This is a genomic window from Facklamia sp. P12950, from assembly GCF_050409465.1.
In the GTDB taxonomy this organism is placed as follows: domain Bacteria; phylum Bacillota; class Bacilli; order Lactobacillales; family Aerococcaceae; genus Facklamia.
The window spans coordinates 53,760-73,736 of the sequence record NZ_JBNUPK010000002.1; the positions used below are offsets into that span (position 1 = coordinate 53,760).

22 protein-coding genes and 1 pseudogene are annotated in these 19,977 nt (G+C 36.2%); 21 read left to right on the forward strand and 2 right to left on the reverse strand.

The features are described from left to right. The first annotated feature begins 101 nt into the window (after nt 1-101). The 5 genes and pseudogenes from lspA to ACQV2Q_RS02280 all read left to right on the forward strand — a co-directional run bounded on the left by lspA (nt 102) and on the right by ACQV2Q_RS02280 (nt 3,122). Nucleotides 102-560 (forward strand): signal peptidase II, encoded by a 459-nt coding sequence (gene lspA / locus ACQV2Q_RS02260; protein ID WP_428881779.1) that lies wholly within the window; start codon nt 102-104, stop codon nt 558-560. After that, entirely contained in the window at nt 557-1,495 is a 939-nt protein-coding gene (locus tag ACQV2Q_RS02265; RefSeq protein ID WP_428875189.1) for an RluA family pseudouridine synthase, read from the forward strand. Before lspA ends, ACQV2Q_RS02265 begins: the two co-directional genes overlap by 4 nt. 22 nt (nt 1,496-1,517) lie before the next feature. Further along, nucleotides 1,518-2,246 carry a DUF2786 domain-containing protein gene (locus tag ACQV2Q_RS02270; protein ID WP_428873387.1) on the forward strand — a complete coding sequence of 243 codons (729 nt, stop codon included), beginning with the start codon at nt 1,518-1,520 and terminating at the stop codon, nt 2,244-2,246. A gap of 313 nt (nt 2,247-2,559) precedes the next feature. Continuing rightward, nucleotides 2,560-2,772, forward strand: a pseudogene (locus ACQV2Q_RS02275) (hypothetical protein); the annotation flags it as partial. Then, nucleotides 2,772-3,122: a pyruvate kinase gene (locus ACQV2Q_RS02280; protein WP_428875187.1), complete on the forward strand. Its 351-nt coding sequence runs from the start codon at nt 2,772-2,774 to the stop codon at nt 3,120-3,122. The pseudogene ACQV2Q_RS02275 and the gene ACQV2Q_RS02280, both read left to right, overlap by 1 nt. Here the strand turns inward: ACQV2Q_RS02280 and nth are convergent. Further along, nucleotides 3,100-3,732 (reverse strand): endonuclease III, encoded by a 633-nt coding sequence (gene nth / locus ACQV2Q_RS02285; protein WP_428875221.1) that lies wholly within the window; start codon nt 3,730-3,732, stop codon nt 3,100-3,102. The two genes, ACQV2Q_RS02280 and nth, sit on opposite strands and share 23 nt — an antisense overlap. Nucleotides 3,733-3,907: 175 nt before the next feature. On the opposite strand from nth, the gene ACQV2Q_RS02290 reads away from it, so the two are divergent. From ACQV2Q_RS02290 to fsa, 3 genes are all read left to right on the forward strand, one after another. Continuing rightward, nucleotides 3,908-4,585, forward strand: coding sequence for a deoxynucleoside kinase (locus ACQV2Q_RS02290; RefSeq protein WP_428873385.1), 678 nt, complete (start codon nt 3,908-3,910; stop codon nt 4,583-4,585). Next, a complete protein-coding gene (locus ACQV2Q_RS02295; RefSeq protein WP_428881780.1) occupies nt 4,566-5,228 on the forward strand; it encodes an HD domain-containing protein in 663 nt (220 codons plus the stop codon). Before ACQV2Q_RS02290 ends, ACQV2Q_RS02295 begins: the two co-directional genes overlap by 20 nt. Nucleotides 5,229-5,326: 98 nt before the next feature. Continuing rightward, a complete protein-coding gene (gene fsa, locus ACQV2Q_RS02300) occupies nt 5,327-5,983 on the forward strand; it encodes a fructose-6-phosphate aldolase (protein WP_428875247.1) in 657 nt (218 codons plus the stop codon). Nucleotides 5,984-6,028: 45 nt separating this feature from the next. On the opposite strand, the gene ACQV2Q_RS02305 is transcribed toward fsa, so the two are convergent. Then, nucleotides 6,029-6,310: a DUF1294 domain-containing protein gene (locus ACQV2Q_RS02305; protein ID WP_428881781.1), complete on the reverse strand. Its 282-nt coding sequence runs from the start codon at nt 6,308-6,310 to the stop codon at nt 6,029-6,031. A gap of 155 nt (nt 6,311-6,465) precedes the next feature. Here ACQV2Q_RS02305 and ACQV2Q_RS02310 point away from each other — a divergent pair, with 155 nt between their 5' ends. The 13 genes from ACQV2Q_RS02310 (at nt 6,466) to ACQV2Q_RS02370 (ending at nt 19,929) form a co-directional block, all read left to right on the forward strand. Further along, nucleotides 6,466-7,143: an LPXTG cell wall anchor domain-containing protein gene (locus ACQV2Q_RS02310; RefSeq protein ID WP_428873379.1), complete on the forward strand. Its 678-nt coding sequence runs from the start codon at nt 6,466-6,468 to the stop codon at nt 7,141-7,143. Nucleotides 7,144-7,354: 211 nt separating this feature from the next. After that, nucleotides 7,355-9,196, forward strand: a complete 1,842-nt coding sequence (locus ACQV2Q_RS02315; protein WP_428876429.1) for a heavy metal translocating P-type ATPase — start codon at nt 7,355-7,357, stop codon at nt 9,194-9,196. A 132-nt stretch (nt 9,197-9,328) separates the two neighbouring features. After that, nucleotides 9,329-11,092, forward strand: a complete 1,764-nt coding sequence (locus ACQV2Q_RS02320) for an ABC transporter ATP-binding protein (RefSeq protein ID WP_428881783.1) — start codon at nt 9,329-9,331, stop codon at nt 11,090-11,092. Next, nucleotides 11,079-12,863, forward strand: a complete 1,785-nt coding sequence (locus tag ACQV2Q_RS02325; protein ID WP_428873375.1) for an ABC transporter ATP-binding protein — start codon at nt 11,079-11,081, stop codon at nt 12,861-12,863. The genes ACQV2Q_RS02320 and ACQV2Q_RS02325 overlap by 14 nt, the downstream gene beginning before the upstream one ends. A gap of 127 nt (nt 12,864-12,990) precedes the next feature. Further along, a complete protein-coding gene (locus ACQV2Q_RS02330; protein ID WP_428875263.1) occupies nt 12,991-13,356 on the forward strand; it encodes a DUF937 domain-containing protein in 366 nt (121 codons plus the stop codon). Nucleotides 13,357-13,704: 348 nt separating this feature from the next. Continuing rightward, nucleotides 13,705-14,196, forward strand: coding sequence for an FUSC family protein (locus tag ACQV2Q_RS02335; RefSeq protein ID WP_428873373.1), 492 nt, complete (start codon nt 13,705-13,707; stop codon nt 14,194-14,196). Nucleotides 14,197-14,221: 25 nt separating this feature from the next. After that, nucleotides 14,222-15,211 carry an MsnO8 family LLM class oxidoreductase gene (locus ACQV2Q_RS02340; protein WP_428873371.1) on the forward strand — a complete coding sequence of 330 codons (990 nt, stop codon included), beginning with the start codon at nt 14,222-14,224 and terminating at the stop codon, nt 15,209-15,211. 85 nt (nt 15,212-15,296) lie between these two features. Next, nucleotides 15,297-15,560, forward strand: a complete 264-nt coding sequence (locus ACQV2Q_RS02345) for a YkvA family protein (protein ID WP_428873370.1) — start codon at nt 15,297-15,299, stop codon at nt 15,558-15,560. Between the two features lie 128 nt (nt 15,561-15,688). After that, nucleotides 15,689-16,480: a Cof-type HAD-IIB family hydrolase gene (locus tag ACQV2Q_RS02350; protein WP_428881785.1), complete on the forward strand. Its 792-nt coding sequence runs from the start codon at nt 15,689-15,691 to the stop codon at nt 16,478-16,480. A gap of 11 nt (nt 16,481-16,491) precedes the next feature. Further along, the gene (locus ACQV2Q_RS02355; RefSeq protein ID WP_428873368.1) at nt 16,492-17,571 is read left to right on the forward strand and encodes a M42 family metallopeptidase; all 1,080 of its coding nucleotides are present in this window, start codon (nt 16,492-16,494) and stop codon (nt 17,569-17,571) included. A gap of 157 nt (nt 17,572-17,728) precedes the next feature. Beyond that, complete coding sequence (locus tag ACQV2Q_RS02360) at nt 17,729-19,237, forward strand: DUF1846 domain-containing protein (protein ID WP_428873366.1); 1,509 nt, start codon at nt 17,729-17,731, stop codon at nt 19,235-19,237. A gap of 122 nt (nt 19,238-19,359) precedes the next feature. Next, nucleotides 19,360-19,509, forward strand: coding sequence for a hypothetical protein (locus tag ACQV2Q_RS02365; RefSeq protein WP_428881786.1), 150 nt, complete (start codon nt 19,360-19,362; stop codon nt 19,507-19,509). 69 nt (nt 19,510-19,578) lie between these two features. Continuing rightward, nucleotides 19,579-19,929, forward strand: a complete 351-nt coding sequence (locus tag ACQV2Q_RS02370; protein ID WP_428881788.1) for a hypothetical protein — start codon at nt 19,579-19,581, stop codon at nt 19,927-19,929. Nucleotides 19,930-19,977: the final 48 nt, after the last annotated feature.

The window sequence follows — 19,977 nt, forward strand, 5'->3', positions numbered from 1 at the left end:
TTATCTAAATTGAACTTTTTAATACATCTAGTATATAATAATAGGTATTGTAAACACAAATATTATAACAAATTAGAATTAATTTGGACAAGGAGGATTAAATGACGACCACTTTTATCATAACGGCTATAATCGTAATACTGGATCAAACTTTAAAAATATGGACCCAAAATCATTTAACGCTAAATCAAACGCTAGAAATTATTCCTGATTTTTTTCAGTTAAACTATATTCATAATACAGGAGCGGGTTGGGGCTTATTTGCCGGCCAACGTTTTTTCTTAATAGGGGTAACTTTTTTAGTGATTTTCTATTTAGTTTATTTAATTTGGAAAAATCGCTACCATAGCCCTTGGACTAAACTTGCTTATGCACTTTTATTAGGAGGGGCAGTTGGCAACTTAATTGATCGTTTAGTGAGAGGCTATGTAGTAGATATGTTACAGATTCGTCTGTTTGATTTTCCAATTTTTAATTTGGCAGATGTGGCGCTTACTCTAGGCGTTATTTTATTGATTATAATGGTTATATGGACCGAAGAAGGAAGTGATTTAATTTGACAGAAGCATTAAAGCTCTCCAATAATGAAGCAGATCAAGACCGTTTAGATAAAGTTTTGACTAATTATTATCCAAATTTTAGTAGATCGCAATTACAAAAATTAATTAAAGAAAAAAGAGTAAAAGTTAACAATCAATTTTTAAAAGCTAACGCCATTTTAAAAGGGGATGAGATGATTACGATTGATTTTCCTGAAAAAGAAGCCAGCCCTGAAGAATTCGAATTGATTGCTGAAGTGATGGAGTTAGAGATTATCTTTGAAGATGACAGTTTTTTGCTTGTTAATAAACCAGCTGGGATGGTTGTCCATCCTGCTAAAGGACACACTAACGGAACTCTAGTGAATGGCCTCTATCATTATTTAGGAAAAGCGCTATCCCAAGGCTTTCAATCTTACCGACCAGGAATTGTTCATCGAATTGATAAAGATACCTCTGGTTTATTAGTAGTAGCAAAAAATGATCAAGCCCATCGTCACTTAAGTCAACAATTGGTGGATCACACCATGGGGAGGACTTATGTCGCTTTAGTTAATGGGCAAGTTGAAAGCGACTCCGGACATATTGAAATGCCTGTTAAACGTGACCCATCCAATCGCTTAAGATGGCATGTGGATCCCTCGGGTAAAGAAGCTATTACTGATTTTCAAGTGCTGGAACGTTTTCAATACGCCACATTAATGCAATTAAAGTTACAGACTGGTCGGACTCACCAAATTCGCATCCATATGGAAGCTATAGGTCATCCAATTATAGCCGATCCACTTTATCGCAGAAATCTTCAAAATTTACCGGGGGAATTAGCTAATCAAAAAGACGGGCAACTATTACATGCAAAGGCCATTGATTTATTACATCCTGTTACAGATGAGCCCTTACATTTTGAATGTCCATTGCCCTTAAAGATGCAAAAAATTATAAATAGTCTAAAATAGTTAGAAAAGGAGGGAAGTAGAGATGTCTGAGACTAATCAAAAGATTTTAGCTAAGATCCGAAATTTATTGACTTTAGCTGAAGATGGCGGAAATGATGAAGAGAGCCAAACTGCTTTGCTGATGGCTCAAAAACTGATGTTAAAACATAAAATCTCTCAGCAAGAAGTTTCTGATAAAAAAAGTCCAGAAATCATTTTACGCTCCTTATCAGTCTATAAACGCTTGTATTGGTGGGAAAAAGTTTTAGTTAGGATTATCGCCGATAATTTTCGTTGCATGTTTTATATCCAAAGTAACCGATTACCTCATCAGCATTCGGTTCAACGCAAAATTGTTTTAATGGGTTTTCCAGAAGATGTGGATCTTGCTTTTCAAATGTTTAATTTAGCAGCGGATACAATGAAGTATTATTCTAAAATTCATCTAGCTGAATTAAGTGAAGAAGATTTAAGCAGCAATCCTCTATCTCAGTTGAGAAAATCCTATTATCAAGGATTTATGGACGGACTTAAGGAAAAGTTTGATATCCAACGTCAAGCCATGATGAATGAAAATGAAAAGTATGCCCTGATTATTCAAACGCCAGAAGCTGTCAAAGAAAAATTTAACCGAGAAATAACGGGTTCACTCACATTTAATCAACCTTCCTTTTCGCGATCTAACCATGCCTATCAAGATGGCTTTCAAAAAGGAAAAAATGTCAATCTCACCCAAGCTCAGATAAATCACCAAGCAGAGTCCAATCATTAAAACAATTTTATAATTGGATATTTACTATGATTGAAGCCAATCGGCGTCTCTTAGCCAAATGATTAATTGTAGAATGGATCTTTTTATATGAGCAAGTCAAATTCCGACGATTTATTCTGCTTTAAAAATTGGAGATTCGGTTTTAATTGATGATGGGGTAATTACTACAAAAGTGAGTAAAGCAAATGATAAGTATGCTGTATTAGGGATAAAAAAGTAAAGAGAAGATCCAAGCGCCAAAAAGCTGAAAAAGGGACTTCACTTTCCTCAAACAATTTTTGAAACAGATATTTTAAATTAAAAAGACAAGCAAGGTATCGCTTTTGCTTGTCAATGTGCCGATGTAATTGCTTGCTCATGCATTAGAACTGCTCAGGATATTAAAGAAATTCAAAAACAACTTCAAATTGAATTAGGTAAGGCTGCGAGTTATATGCCAATTATGGTTAAAATAGAAACCGTCCAAGCCATTACGAAGCTAGCTGAAATTATCTTACAACTGCGAGCTAGCAGCCTTTCGCTTTAATGATCGCGCGTGGCGATTTAGCTGTTGAAAGAGTTTATATTCGCTTAGCCGAACTTCCACAGCCAATCATGTGGATGGCTGAAGCAGCTGATGCCCCCGTCGTTTGGGGCACAGAAGTCTTCGATAAATTAATTAAAACCGGTGTGCCGAGTCGCTCTGAAGTAACAGATGTTACTGAGGGAGCTCGCTCAGATTGTGTCATGATAAACAAAGGCGATTATGCAGTGGCAACGATTAAAATGCTTGATCCTATCTTTAAAAGAATGCAAGGTCGCCTCGACCAAAAGACACCACAACTTAGCGTTCTAAATCGTGCAAATCTAGGGTCTACTCCTCCTCTTGACAAGTAAAGAGTTGAGGATAGTTATGGCACTCTGGATTGCGCGGATGACAAATTCTCCTACCGAATAGGATTAAAGATTGATGGGCTTGAGTCCATTGGTCTTTATCCAAGACCTCCATTACACGATTTTCAACTTGACGAACACTCGCACCAGGATCAACAATCTGATGATGGAGGCAGATACGATGGATATGCGTATCCACTGCAAAGGCAGGAATTCCAAAGCCGACACTCAAGACCACGTTGGTTGTTTTACGACCAACTCCGGCCAGGGCTTCAAGATCTTTACGATTACCAGGAATTTCACCTTGATGGCGTTCCATTAATTGATTGGCACATTTGTGGAGATATTTTGCCTTGTTGCGATACAAGCCGATTGTTTTTAAATAAGGCATTATCTCTTGCGGGCTCGCTTTTGCAAGTTCTTTAGGACTAGGGTAGGCGGCAAATAAGGCAGGCGTCACTTTATTAACCGCTACATCGGTTGTTTGAGCACTCAATAATACAGCTACTAATAATTGATAGCGGTTTGAGAAATTTAATTCTGCTTTAGCATCTGGAAATAGAGCAATGATTTCTTCTAATACATGACGTGCACAGTGGTTAGTTAGCATAATAAAACCCTTTCTAAAAATTAATCAATTATCAGTCTTTAATGACTATCATAAGTAATCTCTGTCAATTTCTCAAATATCTTTTTACAGATAAAAAGATAGTCATCCACAAGATTTTGTGTTAGTATTAAAAAAACGACACTACATCTTGTGTTATTTTTTAATTTAGGAGGAAACCATGGCTATGATAGTTATTGGAGGAATGATTGGAGCTGGCAAAACAAGCTTAGCGACTTTTTTAGGTAAGGCCTTAAAGAGCCAGGTGTATTACGAAAATGTAGATGATAATCATATTTTACCCTTATACTACACCGCAAGTGAAGAAGAACAAGAAAGAAAAAGGTATCCATTTTTATTACAATTAGACTTTTTGTCCAGTCGTTATCGTGATATCAAGAAAGCTTTTTATCACCCACATAATATAATAGATCGTTCCATTTATGAAGATTGGTATTTTGCCAAGGTCAACCATCAAGCGGGTAAAATTTCGGACGAAGAATTTATTATTTATGAGAAATTATTAGACAATATGATGGAAGAATTAGAAGATTTACCCAAAAAAGCACCCGATCTGATGGTTTATTTACATGGATCTTTTGAAAGCATTTTAAAAAGAATCAATCAAAGAGGTCGCGATTTTGAACAAGACCCTGAATTAATCGAGTATTATTATCGTCTATGGCAAGGTTATGATGATTGGGTAGATAACCATTATCATGCTTCCCAAGTTTTAAAGATATCGATTGATGAATTGGATGTCTTAAATAATCCTGCTGATGCAAAAAAAGTGATACAAATGGTTATTGTTAAACTAGAAGAGCTAGGGGTTCCTGCCGATGGATATGGACAAGATTAAAGACTTTAGCAAAACTTATTTAAGACAAGAAAAAAGTGGGCATGATTGGTTACATATCCAACGGGTGGTTGCCAATTGTGAGCAAATAATCAAACATATACAAGAGCCTATTAATGTTGATGTTATTTTGGCAGCTGCTTATACCCATGATTTATTAGATGAAAAAATAAAAGTTGATTACCTCCTTACGGAAAAAAATGTAAGACATATACTTAAAGAAGCCCAAATGTCTCTGGAAGAAATAGAGCAAGTCTTACGTATTATAAAAAACCTCTCTTTTGCTGCCAATTTAATAGAAAAACAACACTTAACATTGGAAGGCCAAATTGTTCAAGATGCCGATCGCCTAGATGCAATCGGTGCGATTGGTATTGCTAGAACTTTCTACTACGGAGGTAGCAAGGGGCATAGTCTTTATGATCCGAAAGCTGTTCATACTTCGGCACAAGCTGTATGCTCCAAAGAAACTTATCGTCAAGTAAGAAACGTACGCCAACATTTTGATGATAAGTTATTAAAGCTCAAAAACTTAATGAATACTAAAGCTGGGCAGGAAATGGCTAAAAATCGTCATCAGTTAATGATTGACTTTCTACAAGCTTTTGATCAAGATACCCTCTCAAATACCAATCAATTGAGTTAAATGGCCTGGGCAGTTGACTATAAAGTTTTCAAGATTGAAATAATTCTTTAAGCTTGTTATACTCAAAGAAGTAAACGAATACAATTAGGAGGCCCTATATGAAATTCTTTTTAGATACTGCAAATGTTGAAGAAATTAAGCGCATCAACGACCTAGGTTTGGTGGATGGCATTACTACCAATCCTACATTAATTTCTAGAGAGGGAAAAGATTTTGAAACAGTTATCAAAGAGATTTGTTCAATTGTTGATGGACCTGTTTCGGCTGAAGTCATTGCCTTAGATTATGAAGGCATGGTTAAAGAAGCTAGACAAGTTGCCCAATGGGCAGATAATATCGTGGTTAAAATTCCGATGACTGAAGCAGGCTTAAAAGCTGTTAATACATTGTCTAAAGAAGGAATTAAGACTAACGTCACACTTATTTTCTCAGTGGCTCAAGGCCTTTTAGCGGCTAAGGCAGGTGCCACATATATATCTCCATTTATTGGACGAATCGATGATATGGGAGAAGATGGTATGGAATTGATTGCTGACTTACGCTTAGTTTTAGATAACTATGCATTAGACGCTGAAATTATTGCTGCTTCCATTCGTCATATTGGACATTTTGAAGCCACAGCTGTTGCAGGAGCAGATATTGCAACGGTACCCGGCAGTCTATTCCCTAAATTATGGTCTCATCCATTAACTGACAAAGGAATTGCTGGCTTCTTAAAAGACTGGGAAGCTTTTCAGCATAAACAATCTAAATAAAAAGAAAAAGGATCTAGCTTTTAGATCCTTTTTAATTAATTATTTTTAAAAATTTAGACCAGTCAGATAACCCACAAAGGCCACAATCATTAAGCAGGATAATCGGGCAGTTGCTAAAAATATCCCTTTACGGCTCTTATGACGGCAAAGATAGATAGCTAGTAGACCACCTAAGCCCCCGAAACAAAAGGTGGCTATTAATAAGCTTTTTTCTGAAATACGCCAAAGCTGATGTTTGGCTTTATATTTATCAACAGCATAGAGTGAAAAAACAACAATATTCCAAAGACCAAGCAGTCCTATGACAAAGTAAATATAAGTCGGCATAAGTCACCTTTCTATTAATAAGTTAATATTATTATAACGCTAAACGGGCTAAATAGAGCGATGGTTCTTGCAAAATAAACTTTAAGCAAAACATTTTTCTAAAGACAAGTAAATGAGTTATAATGGTTATAACAAAATGACAGAGGAGAATGTATATGATAGATACAAGTACTTTATTATTGATACTCGGATTGGTTATTATTTTAGGAGCCATTTACTTCTTATCACGTAAAAGTAAAGATTCAAATAATAAACCTCAGGTTACTGACAAGACTATGAACGATCCTTTAGGTCCGGTTCATATTAATTCTGATATTGATTCTTCAACCAATGCTTTAGGGGAAGATCCGTTCAAAGATAACGTTCCTTTACGTGAAGGTCAAGCAGCTCAAAAAGCTCAGCATTATAATGATGAAATAGGAGTAAATCCTGATGAAGCAAGTGAAGCAGAGGACGGAAAAACTCCCCCCCTAAATAATAGTCAAAACGCATTTACCTCAAGTGAATCATTCGACCATTCTTCTTATCGTTTTGTTCACTATCAAGAACTAATTGATAATAATGGCTTAAAAGATGAATGGGTGCAACTTGAAGGAAAAATCGCATCGTTCTTTACTGAAGATTTAGGAGTAGAAGGCGCTATCGCCTTAGGTTCTTTATCTACTAGCCAAGAAGAACCCGTTAATCTTGTAGCTTTAAAATTCATTAACGAGACGGACCAAACGCTAAATACAGACGATCATGTCAAAGTTTATGGTAAGATGCAAGGCTTAAAAGTTTCTAATAAACAGCTTGTTCCAGCCATGTTAGTCGATCATTTCGAAAAGATTTAAAAACACCTTGACAAAGAATAAATAGACGGTATAATATGTTTATAAACTTTAACAATTAAATATTTCTGATCAAGCGGTGATATAATCATGCAGCCCGGTCCTCATTGCGAGGACAGCAGAGATACCTTAGCGTACCTGTGAGACAGTTTTCATTAACTGTCTTTGGTGCGCTTTTTTTGTTAGAGAATTTCGAAAGAAAGAAGGAGATTTTGTGGTGGTTAGTATCTTTAGGAATCGTGAAGGGCAGTTTTTTGCCATAGGAACTATCTTAATGATCGCGGGTTTCTTATTTTCATTTAATCCTCTTTTGAGTCGGTTTGCTTTTTATTTAGCTATTTTCTTTTTAGGCTTTTTTGCCACTAAAGAAGCTGTCAGTGAGACTTTTATTGAAAAAAAATTGAATGTAGACCTCCTCATGGTTTTAGCAGCTTTAGGAGCTGTTATTATTAATTATGAGTCTGAGGGAGCTATGCTTTTATTCATCTTTGCAGGGGCCGAAGTTTTAGAAGAATATGCAACCAATAAATCTACTAAGGCCATCGAAGAACTAATGGGGCATGTGCCTAATGTAGCCTTAAAAATTTTACCAAATGGTGAAACGAAAGAAGTGCCTACAGATAGTTTAGAAATAGGTGATCAAGTATTGGTAGCTAAGGGTGATGCCTTACCAATCGATGGTTTCTCAGATCGATCGGTAATCATAAATGAAGCTGCTTTAACCGGAGAATCTTTACCAGTAGAAAAAAATCAAGGCGAAGAAGTTTTTGCTGGTACAATCAATGAAGGAAATTCTTTTAGACTAGAGGTAAGTAAGCTAAGTAAAGATACAGTCTTTTCTTCCATTATTCGGATGGTTCAAGAGGCCCAGTCCAATCCATCTAAAATAGCGAGTTTTATCGATCGCTTTGAATCGCATTATGCTATGGGTGTTTTAATCGCTGTGCCTTTATTCATTGTTGCCTTATATTTTTTAGTGGATTATTCCTTCCAAGAGGCTTTCTACCGCGGCATGGTCTTGCTAACGGTGGCTAGTCCCTGTGCGTTAGTTGCTACGGCTACTCCAGCCACTTTATCAGCCATTTCTAATGGAGCTAAAAATGGTATTTTGGTCAAGGGTGGAGCAGCCATGGAATCATTAAATACCATGGATATTCTATTTTCAGATAAAACTGGTACTCTAACTCAAGGTGTCTTTGATGTGGTAGATTATGAGCTAGAAGAAGACTACTTAAAAGAAGTAGTTTATATGGAACAAGGTTCCAACCATCCCATTGCACTAGCAGTTGTTAAGCATTTTAAGGATCTAGACTTGTCGGAAGTAGATACCCATGAAAAGGTGGAAGAATTACCAGGACAAGGGATGAAAAAAGGAGAAATTCAAGTTGGAAAGCCTTCTACTTTTGAACACTTAGCAAATTATGCACAATATATTGATCGAATAGAAGAAGGGCATACAACTATCTTTATCGCTAATCAAGAAAAAGTATTAGGTTATCTCTCATTAGCTGATAAGATTCGTTCCGAATCAATTGAAGCGGTTAAGAAATTCCAGCAAGCCGGAGTAGAAGTTGTCCTGATTACTGGGGATAACCATCAAGTTGCTAAAAAAGTAGGTCAGCAGGTAGGGATTGAAGATGTAGTGGCTGAATGCTTACCCAAAGATAAAATAAAATATGTTAAAGAAAGTCAAGCAAAGGATAAGGTAGTGGGCATGATTGGCGATGGAATTAATGATGCTCCTGCTTTAGCCCATGCTAATATTGGTATTGCCATGGGATCTGGCTCTTCTATCGCGATGGAGTCATCTGAAATTATCGTTGTAAAAAATAATTTATTGAAACTATTTTATTCTTACCAGTTGAGTCATAAATTAAATCGAATCATTAAGCAAAACATTATCTTTGCTATTAGTGTCATCTTTATATTAATTGTCCTTAACTTTCTAGGTACTTTAGACTTACCTTTAGGTGTAGTTTTTCATGAAGGCTCTACTATTTTAGTTATTTTAAACGGTCTTCGTCTTTTAAGACAAAACGAGTCTTTAAATGAATAATTTTTACTTTTAATCTTGGTTCTCTCCCATTTTTGGTATTTTGGGAGAGTTTTATGCATTTAATATGAAATCGAGATTAAAATATACTACAATAAGAGTTACTTGAAAAAAATATAGAGAGGAAGAAAAATAATGTTTGCAATTTTTCGCAAATTAGCATGGTTTTTTAAATTAAGATGGAAGACCTATACCTTGGCAATAGGGGGGTTGATTTCTTGTGCGGTTTTATCTGCAATAATTCCTTTATTAATTGGTCAAGTAGTTGACCAAATGGCAAAAGGTAGTCTAACTTCATCCTCTCTTTTACAGTATATGTTATTGCTTTTATTGGTCGGTCTAATGATGTATGGCTTACGTTATATGTGGCGATCGAATCTATTTACTAATTCCACTATTTTAGAGTCGATTATGCGTAATAAATTATATGACCACTTTACAAAAATGGATCAAACCTTTTACGGAAAATACCGTACCGGTGACTTGATGGCTCACGCTACTAATGACCTACGAGCGTTACGCTTTGTAGCTGGGGGAGGTATTTTAACCTTAACTGATGCCTTATCTATCACAATCGTCACACTTTTTTCCATGGTAATTATTATTGATTGGAAGTTAACACTCTATACAATTGTTCCTTTCCCTTTGCTTATTTTTGTTTCAAGATACTTAGGTAAGTGGATTAATAAATACTTTAGAGAGTCCCTAAGAGCTTTTTCTAAAATGAATGATCATGTGCAAGAAAGTGTAGCTGGAATGACAGTCATTAAAGCCTTTGGCGAAGAAAAAGAAGACCACTTAGACTTTGTAAAAGCAACTGATAATGTAATTGCTCAAAATCGTAAGGTCCACTTAGTCAATTCAGCCTATTCTCCTATCATTAACTTAATTACAGGATTAACTTATGTTTTAACAATTATCTTTGGCTCATACTTTGTCAGTGAGGGGAGAATCTCGATTGGTCAATTGATTGCTTATTTTTCTTATTTAGGTAATATGACATGGCCACTTTTAGCAGTGGGTCGTTTAGTCAATACCATGGAAAGAGGGAATGCATCCTATGACCGGGTAACAGAACTCCTAGCTCAAAAGGCGAGTGTTACTAATCCAAAAGATGGCATTAAGAAACTTCCATTTAAAAACCTAAAGGTTGATATCAAACAATTTACCTATCCTACTAGTGAAGAAATTAATTTACAAGATGTTACTTTTGAACTAAGCGAAGGACAAACATTAGGAATTGTCGGCAAAACTGGTTCAGGCAAAACGACCCTTTTAAACTGTTTAGTTCGTCTCTATGATTTAGATCAAGGTCAGATTTTATTCGACGATCAAGATTTAACTAAGATTGATTTAACTTACTTAAGAGACCATGTGGGCTATATTCCGCAAACAAACCTTTTGTTTTCAACTTCTGTTAGAGAAAATGTTCGTTTTGGCCGGCCAGATATGTCACAAGATCAAGTGGAACATTACACTCAAATAGCTGATATTCACCAAGATATTCTTGATTTTACTGATGGCTATGAGACGGAAGTAGGTGAGAGAGGGGTATCACTTTCTGGTGGTCAAAAACAAAGGATTTCAATTGCAAGAACGCTGGCTATGCAGCCTCAAATTTTATTAATGGATGATGCCCTATCAGCAGTGGATGCTAGAACTGAACAAGCTATTTTAAGTAAGTTAAAAGATGAAAGAGATAATGGCATTTCGATTATTGCGACTCATCGCCTATCTTCTGTTATGCATGCCGATGAGATTATTGTGCTAGACCAAGGGAAAATAACTGAAAGAGGAAACCATCAAGAGCTAGTTGCCTTGAATGGTTGGTATGCCAATATGTTTACCCAACAACAATTAGAAGAGAAATTAGGAGGTGAAGTCGGTGAAGAAGAATAAGAAAACTAGACAAACTAAATTTTCAATTCTTGAACAAATCGATATCTTACGTTATCTCTTCTCTTTCGCTTCCAATCAGTGGTGGCGGTTTCTTATTTCTGTCATTGCAATGATTGCTTCCTCATCTATTGCTGCCTATTTGCCGATTATTATTAAACGTTATTTAGACAGTATTTCAGCTGGTCAAGTGACAAGTTTTAATATCACCATCAAAGTGGCTTTAACTTATTTGGGCCTCTTGATTATAAGAATGATCTTGATTTATGCCAAAGATTTTTACTTCTTTATGGCGAGCGAATACACTGTGGCAAGTATGCGTAACCGTTTGTATTCAAAACTAGGCCGGTTAAGTATGAACTATTTCAACCAAACCCCTAACGGCGAAGTTGTTTCGCGCATTACAAATGACACTGAAACAATTAAAGAGTTCTGGAATGTTTTCTTAACTTTTTTTGATGGCTTCATTAATGCTGTAACCGTTGGAACAGCTATGTTTAGTTTACACGCTGGTATTTCTTGGATGTTTATTGCCTTTCTACCTTTAGTGTTTATTCTAATTTATATTTATCAAAAAATATCGACAGTCGTATACCGCAAGATGCGGTCTGCTCTAGCACGAGTGAATGCTAAATTGGCCGAATCGACTATGGGAATGTGGTTAATTCAGCAGTTTAATCAGACCGAGCGTATGAAAGATGAGTTTGACCAAGTTAACCAAGAATATGTTAAAGCAAGAACGAATATGTTCAAAATGAATGCGATCTTTTTAATGCCAGCGGTTAATTTGATTGAACAAATTGTTCTAGTATTAGTAATTTGGATTTTTGGTAATCAACTATTAAAAGGAAACAACTTAGATATCGGTATAATTTATGCTTTCACCTCTTACTCCAAGTCATTCTTTAATCCAATTGGTAATATGTTGGATAGTCTTTCTGTTTATCAAGATGGCCTGGTATCTGCTTCCAGAGGGCGTAAGCTGTTATCAAACTCAGATATTAACCCCAGCCAAACTAATAAGAAAATTCAAAGACAATTGGATGGCGAAGTTTCAACTAAAGATTTAAGCTTTTCATATGACCAAGAGCAACTGGTGCTTAAAGATATAAATATTCAAGCCCATCAAGGTCAGATGATTGCTTTGGTCGGCCACACTGGATCTGGTAAATCGACCATCATCAATCTCTTAATGCGGTTTTATAACTTTGATCAAGGAGAAATTAATTTTGACGGAGTCTCTATCAAAGACTATGACATAGAGACCCTAAAAGACCAAGTCTCCTTAGTACAACAAGACGCTTTTATGTTCTATGGTAGTATCAAGGATAATATTCGTTTGCATGGAGACTATTCGGATGAAGAAGTAATTGCAGCTGCAAAATTCACCGGAGCTGATCACTTTATTGAAGCTTTCCCTGATGGTTATGACCATTTAGTAACCGAGGGAGGAGCTTCCCTATCAGCTGGTCAAAAACAATTAATCAATATTTCGCGCTCGGTGATTCGCCAACCTAAAATCTTAATTCTTGACGAGGCAACGGCCTCCATGGATACTGAAAGTGAGCAGTATATTCAGACAAGTTTAGATAAAATTAGACAACAAGCTACTTTAATAGTGATTGCCCACCGTTTATCAACCATTAAAAAAGCTGATCAAATCTACGTTTTGAATAAAGGAAATATTATTGAAGTTGGCAAACATGATGAACTAATTGCTCATCAAGGAATCTATTACGATATGTACCGTTTACAGTCCTTAAAAGAAAAATAGTTAAGTTGCTAAAGCCTCAGTCAGCGTTTTAGTAGTTCTTTCTTAATTTTTACATTATCCTTAAATAATAAAACTTTAAAGAGTTGATGATGGGCTTACTTGATGTATTGAATCTATTAGATAGATTATTACAAGGTTCAAAGGCACAAATAAGAAAAATCTTGCTAATAAAGCAGGCTTAAATTTAGGAGTCTTGGGTAAAATTGCTACTATTGGTTTACCAATTATCTTGACAGCAATTAATAAAAAGACTCAAACACTTGAAGGCTTAGAATCCATTAATAATGCTTTAAGCAAGCATGAAGACATTAATGACTATCCATCCGTCGACCAATTAAGCGAAAATGTTGATCCTCAAGATAGAGATAAAATTCTAGCTCATGTCTTTGAAGATAAGCCAACTATTTTTGATTGTATCGCCAACACTTTAGAATTGTCTGTGAATGCTGTTAAGCGAACTTTGATTGTAGTAGCACCCTTGCTATTAAAATAGATGGTCGATCGTAAAATGGCTAAAAAACTAGATAAAGAGGGCCCTCAAAAAGAAGTCAGTCAGACTTATGAAAGAGTTAATTCTTCTTTAAAAGAGCGTGGAGAGGCTCCAACTAGCGCAGGTAATACCCTATAGGTGATCAAGCTGCATCCTGATTATAAAGAACAAACTAATGGCGAGGAAGGTATCCTGGGTGGGATTTTGGATCTATTTAAATAATGCTTAAAAAGTTCGCTATTCTTAGCGGACTTTTTTAGCTTCATCCCTTTTTAGGGAAAATATGCGATATAATGATTATCTAGAGAAGCCGTGCTATAATAATTCTATCTATTTAAAGAGGGTGTTAAATTGGATTTTTCAAAATCGCCGGTCGGTATGCGTACTTTTAAAACAGCAGTCGCTGTCTTTCTTTGCATTCTTTTTTCCTTTTACGTCCTTAAAATCAGTCCAACCCTTTCTTGTCTGGCGGCTATTTTTTCACTCAGACAGGACTTGGAAAGTAGTTATACCTTTGGCAAGGCAAGAATTATGGGTGTTCTTTTATCAGGTGTGGTGGCTTTATTATTTATTTTCCTCTTTCCGATTACATCTAGCCAAGATGAAATATTGATTATACTCGCTCCAATAGCCATTATCTTATATATTTCTGTCGCTAATCGTATTCACTTACAAAAAGGAATTATAACCGGCTGTGCCACTATGCTAGTAATTTTTTTTAATATACCTGTAAATAATCAATTAAGCTATACGCTGATTCGTTTGTTTTCAACGGTCATGGGAGTCCTTGTGGCCCTTGCCATTAATTATCTCTTACCCAGTCCGTCAGATAAAAACCATTAACTCAATACTTAAGAAGGAGATTAAAATGAAATTAGGAATTCATGATTTATTACCTTTAAATGAAGGAGAGTCCACTCAAACCAGATATGAAAAGACCATTGAAATGGTTAAAGAATTGGAAGCTATGGGGTATGATCGCTACTGGGCTTCAGAGCATCATGGTAGGTCTAACCTGGCTAGTTCTGCTCCAGAAATTTTATTGGCCTATTTAGCAGCAGTTACCAAACAAATTCGCCTTGGGACAGGTGGAACAATGATTGTAAACTATTCCCCCTTAAAAGTTGCTGAAACTTTTAAGACTCTAACTTTATTAGCACCCGATCGGATTGATTTTGGTATTGGAAGGGCGCCAGGAACGGATTACAATGGTATGATGGCTCTTTCTCAAGGAAATTCGATTGATTTTGACCATTTATATGACAAAGCTCAAGTCATATTAGATTATATGACAGATACTATTCCCAAAGGATTTTACGGCCTGACTCAAGCCATTCCAGTTAAAACCCGGACTATTGCTCAACCTTGGATGTTAGGGTCATCTGGACAATCCGCTATCAAAGCCGGTCAAATGGGATTGGGATATTCTTTTGCAAAATTCTTTGGAGTAGAAACGGAAACTTCTGTATTTAAAGCTTATCGCGATCATTTTCAACCCAGTGAATTTTTCCAAGAACCCAAAGTGATGGTTTCTTATAAAATTATTTTAGCTGATTCAAAAGAAGAAGCAGATTATTGGGCAAGACCTTCCGAAATTACTCATATTCGTAAAAATAATTTAGCGTTAATGTCTTCTGAACGTGCTCAAGCCATCGATTTAAGTTTAGAAGAACAAGCTATGCTAGACGAAAAATATCAAAGAAGATTTATCCTAAAAGGTACACCAGAACAAGTTGGAGAGATTCTACATGAAGAAATTGATCGCTTAGGCATCGATGAATTAATGGCTTATATGCCCATACCTGATCAAAGAGCACGTCTACATTCTTATAAACTACTGGCTGAACTTTTTAAATAAAGTCAGACTCTAGTTGGATTAAAGTATAACAACAATCATTTAGAATATAATTGTAGAGTCGTAGTCAACCGAAAGAAGTGATTAAATGAAAAAGAAACCGATTAAATTAACTTTAGTCGAAAAGTTTCCACTCTTTATAACATCCTTATTCAAGAGAGAAACACCCATCTTAGCTAGAGTTCTAATTTTTGCAACTTTTTTATATGTCTTACTACCAACCGATTTGCTGCCCGATTTTTTAGGTCCTTTAGGCTTTATGGATGACGCTTTATTACTTCCTTTAATGGTTAACAGTGTGGTCAAACGTTTGCCTGAACATATGCTTCAGCAAGCAATTAAAGCCAATTAATACTATGAATTCGCCAAGTTCACTTCCAATTAAGTGAACTTGGCTTTTTGCTTATAATTTATTTTATATAATATTTGGGGTATACTAAATCAGGTAATGATAACAAATTATGTAAGTAAGGAGAAACTATGTTTAAATTATTTTTATCCGATTTAGATGATACACTTTTGGATCATAATAAGAAGTGGAGTCCCAATTTTGAACAATTTAGAGCCACTTTGGCTGAAAAAAATGTCGCTTTCACACTAGCAACTGGTCGCTCAGCTAAGGCTGTGCAACCCATTATTGATGAATTAGATTTAAAGCTTCCTTATGCGACCTCTAATGGCGCTAATATTATGCTAGAAGGACAAGTAATTCAGTCCTTTAGCTTTCCTATTGGACCTTTACGTCCTTTAATCGAAGTGGCTTTAAGCATGGGACTAACGGTTGTTTATGTTGTGAATGGGGAAGAGTTTGCTTTAGAGGATACTGAGTTTATTCGACATGAATTGAAAAACAACTTTACTGAACAAATCATTCGCCCAATTAAGCCAGAAGATTGGGCTAGCATGGAAGTGGATAAATTCTTAATCGTCGATGACCATCCACAAACAGCTTTGTCTCGACTCCATGCTTTAGTTAATAATCTTAAACCAGAGTATCGCTATCTTACTTATTCAGATTGGGCGATGGATATTGTAGCAGCGAATGTTAGTAAAGGGAGAGCCTTGCATTGGATCGCTGATTATCTAGGAATTACTAGCGATCAAGTTATAGCTGCTGGTGATAACCACAATGATATTGACTTATTAAAAGAAGCAGGGCGTAGTATTGCTGCTTTCAATGCTTTAGACGAAGTTAAACGAACAGCCATGATTACAGCTAAGAAAAAATATGGTGATGGGATTATTGAAGAAGTACTCAAAATATTAGAATAGGAGAGAATAAAGTGAATTATCAACACCTAATTCGTGATTTAGTAAACGCTAAAGGGGCGCCTGGCTTTGAAGATGAAGTCTTAGAGGTCCTTAATAAGTATAAGGGAGCTTATAGTCTACAAATCGACAACCTTAAGAATGCTTATTATAACCTTGATCAACTAGACCCTTTAAAACCCACCTTGATGTTAGACTCCCACACTGATGAAGTAGCCTTTATGGTTAAAGCAATTGATAAGAGCGGTTTAATCCACTTACAGCCTCTAGGTGGTTGGCTAGCAGAACACGTTTCGGCCCAACATTATTTAGTCCGTGATAGTCAAGGTCATTACCACCCAGGTATTTCAACTTCTAAACCAATTCATTTTATGACTGCAGAAGAAAGAGCCAAAAAGATAACCTTATTTGATTTAAAAATTGATGTTGGGGCAAGTAGTCGTCAAGAAGTGATTGAAGATTTTAAAATTACAATCGGGCAACCGATTGTGCCTGCTACAAAATTTGCTTTTAATGAGCGCAATCAAGTAATGTTTGGCAAGGGATTTGATAATCGAATCGGTGTGGCCGTTTCGGTGGCTATAATGAATGAGATGAAAGATCATCTTAAAGATCTACCTTTTAATCTTGTCGCAGCCTTTGCTGCCCAAGAAGAAGTGGGAATGCGTGGAGCAGTCATTACTAGTAAACGTGTGAATCCCCAAATGGCCTTGGTTTTTGAAGGAACCCCTTCGGATGACTTTACTGCCGATGAATACTTGGAACAAGCTCGCTTAGGAATGGGACCTCAATTACGTTACCGGGATAACTCTTATATTGCCAACGAATGGTTACTCAATCGCATTCAGCAACTAGCTACTGAAAAAAATATTCCCTTACAACATGCGGTAAGAGAAGGTGGTTCAACCAATGCTGGGTCTATTCACCTTTCTAACAAAGGAGTTCCTGTAGCTACTTTAGGTACTCCGACGCGTTATGCGCATACTAATTATTGCTTCTGCTCTTATAAAGACTTCGAAAATACTGTGGACCTGAGCCTAGCATTCGTTAAGAACTTAACAGCAGAAGACTTTAACCATTTTGAATTAAAGTAAAAGAATACAATGGATTCAGTAATTAGCAGACTTTTTCATGTAAAACTGAACGTTAAAAAGAAAAAAAGTCTTTATTAACTCATTTAATAAAGAAAATCTTTAGTCCCACCAAAAGTTTTGATAAAATAATTCGTATGTGATGAAAGGGGTTGGGAGGATGCAAAAATTAGGTTTCGATAACGATAAATATCTCAAAGAACAATCGAAATATATCTTTGAGCGACTTGAGAATATTGATAAACTCTATTTAGAATTTGGCGGTAAATTAATCGGTGATAAGCATGCTAAGCGGGTACTACCAGGTTATGACGAGGACGTCAAATTAACGCTCTTAACCAAGCTTAAAGATCGTGCTGAGATTATTATCTGTATCTATGCCGAAGATATTGAACATCATAAAATGCGGGGCGATTATGGTATTACTTATGACCAAGAAGTGTTGCGGCTAATTGATGAATACCAAGCGTTAGACATTCAAGTAAACAGTGTTCTATTAACTAGATATAAAGGACAAAAAAATGCCACTGTCTTCAAGAAAAACATTGAAAACAGAGGAGTTAAAGTTTACCTACATGAGAGTATTAATGGCTATCCAACTGATCTGGAAGTTGTCTTTTCGGAAAATGGTTTTGCTAAAAATCCATACATTGAAACTAGTCAACCTTTGATTATTGTAACTGGTCCAGGGGCTGGATCGGGCAAGCTAGCAACTTGCTTGAACCAACTTTATCATGAACATCAAAAGGGAATTAAGGCTTCATATGCTAAGTTTGAAACTTTCCCAGTATGGAACTTACCACTAAAACATCCAATTAATGTGGCTTATGAGGCCGCAACAGTTGATTTAAATGATATTAATGTTCTTGATTCTTATCATTTAGATGCCTATAACGAAATGGCGGTCAATTATAATCGCGACATGCAGATGTTCCCAGTTATTCGTCGGATTTTAGCTAATACGAGTTCACCCAATTTAATCTACCAATCCCCAACGGATATGGGAGTTAATCGGATTAAATCGGGAATTACCGATGAAGAAGTTGTTAAAGAAGCGGCCCAGCAAGAAATTATTCGCCGCTATTTCCAAGTAGAACAAGATTATAAAGTCGGCATTGTGGATGAAGAGGTTCGTTCGAAAATGCACTTGTTAATGGAAGAAAGTGGGTTAACAGCTGAAGATCGTCTTCCAGTGGTTAAGGCTCAAGCTTATGCTCAATCGGTTAAGGAACGTTTTTCGCAGGAAGAGATTCCGGCAGTCATTGCTATTCAATTAAGCGATGGACAAATGATTACTGGCAGACGAACCGAATTAATGGATGCACCGGGGGCAGCGATTATGAATGCTCTAAAGACCTTGGCAGGTATCTCAGACCAAATCGACCTCTTAGCTCCCATGATTTTACAAACCATTCAAAATCTTAAAGCTAACAAGTTGCAAAGTAAGCATCCCATTTTAACTTTAAATGAATTACTAATTGCTCTAGCAATTTCAGCAGTGACAAATCCAACGGCTCAAGCAGCCTATCAAGCCTTATCTAAATTAAGTGGTGCTCAAGCGCATTCTAGCATCATCCTATCACAAGATACTAAAAACCAATTACAAAACTTGGGGATTGATATTACTTGTGATGCCGTTTTTGTTTCGGGTTCATTAAAAGGTAATTAAGCCCAGATGACACTCAATCCAAACTTCTACTTATTGAAGTCTCAGTAGGTAGAAGTTTTTAATTAATAGTTTAAACTAGTTTTAATACTTTATATTTACGATAAAAATTTAGAAGGAAAAAGATGAAGAAATTCACAGATTCTATTCGCTTAAGACACGGTGCACAATTAGCTAACCGGATTGTTCAACCCCCTATGATGTCTTTTTGGGGGGTTAAAAAGGGGGGTCCAGCCAAGAAACCTTGGAGGATTACCAAAGAAGGGTGCAATTAGCCGCTTTTCTGATGCCTATTTTCCTGGTTTAAAAGAACTAGCTAAAAAGTAAAGTCTAAAGGCAACAAAGTGTTTATACAAATCCACCATTCCGGTTACCAAGCTCATCAAAGAGCCAGCGAAGGTTTAACAGTATATGGTCCGTCAGCTGTGGATTTAGATTTCCTAGATCATGAAACTGTGCCCTTAACTATCCAACAAATTGTTTTATTAGGAGGCGTATTGGATGCTAACGCTGCTCAAAGAGCCTTGAATTATACGGATTTAGTGGCTATTGGACGTGCTACGTTCATCGAACCGGACTTCGCCTTAAAAATAAGTCAAGGATTCGTATATTACAAAAGATATTTTGACCGATCTGGCTTGATCGACTGGTCGATACGAGGTTTTTGCTTCACTTCATTCAACACCACCTCCTAGAGCTGGAATGCAAGAAATATTAGAAGAACTTCATTAATTATAAAAGAC

What these genes read in the sequence shown, in the direction of transcription:
- lspA (WP_428881779.1), top strand. Translation starts at nt 102, where the DNA reads ATGACGACCACTTTTATCATAACGGCTATAATCGTAATACTGGATCAA.
- ACQV2Q_RS02270 (WP_428873387.1), top strand. Translation starts at nt 1,518, where the DNA reads ATGTCTGAGACTAATCAAAAGATTTTAGCTAAGATCCGAAATTTATTG.
- ACQV2Q_RS02280 (WP_428875187.1), top strand. Translation starts at nt 2,772, where the DNA reads ATGATCGCGCGTGGCGATTTAGCTGTTGAAAGAGTTTATATTCGCTTA.
- ACQV2Q_RS02290 (WP_428873385.1), top strand. Translation starts at nt 3,908, where the DNA reads ATGGCTATGATAGTTATTGGAGGAATGATTGGAGCTGGCAAAACAAGC.
- ACQV2Q_RS02295 (WP_428881780.1), top strand. Translation starts at nt 4,566, where the DNA reads ATGGATATGGACAAGATTAAAGACTTTAGCAAAACTTATTTAAGACAA.
- fsa (WP_428875247.1), top strand. Translation starts at nt 5,327, where the DNA reads ATGAAATTCTTTTTAGATACTGCAAATGTTGAAGAAATTAAGCGCATC.
- ACQV2Q_RS02305 (WP_428881781.1), bottom strand. Translation starts at nt 6,310, where the DNA reads ATGCCGACTTATATTTACTTTGTCATAGGACTGCTTGGTCTTTGGAAT.
- ACQV2Q_RS02310 (WP_428873379.1), top strand. Translation starts at nt 6,466, where the DNA reads ATGATAGATACAAGTACTTTATTATTGATACTCGGATTGGTTATTATT.
- ACQV2Q_RS02320 (WP_428881783.1), top strand. Translation starts at nt 9,329, where the DNA reads ATGTTTGCAATTTTTCGCAAATTAGCATGGTTTTTTAAATTAAGATGG.
- ACQV2Q_RS02340 (WP_428873371.1), top strand. Translation starts at nt 14,222, where the DNA reads ATGAAATTAGGAATTCATGATTTATTACCTTTAAATGAAGGAGAGTCC.
- ACQV2Q_RS02345 (WP_428873370.1), top strand. Translation starts at nt 15,297, where the DNA reads ATGAAAAAGAAACCGATTAAATTAACTTTAGTCGAAAAGTTTCCACTC.
- ACQV2Q_RS02350 (WP_428881785.1), top strand. Translation starts at nt 15,689, where the DNA reads ATGTTTAAATTATTTTTATCCGATTTAGATGATACACTTTTGGATCAT.
- ACQV2Q_RS02360 (WP_428873366.1), top strand. Translation starts at nt 17,729, where the DNA reads ATGCAAAAATTAGGTTTCGATAACGATAAATATCTCAAAGAACAATCG.
- ACQV2Q_RS02365 (WP_428881786.1), top strand. Translation starts at nt 19,360, where the DNA reads ATGAAGAAATTCACAGATTCTATTCGCTTAAGACACGGTGCACAATTA.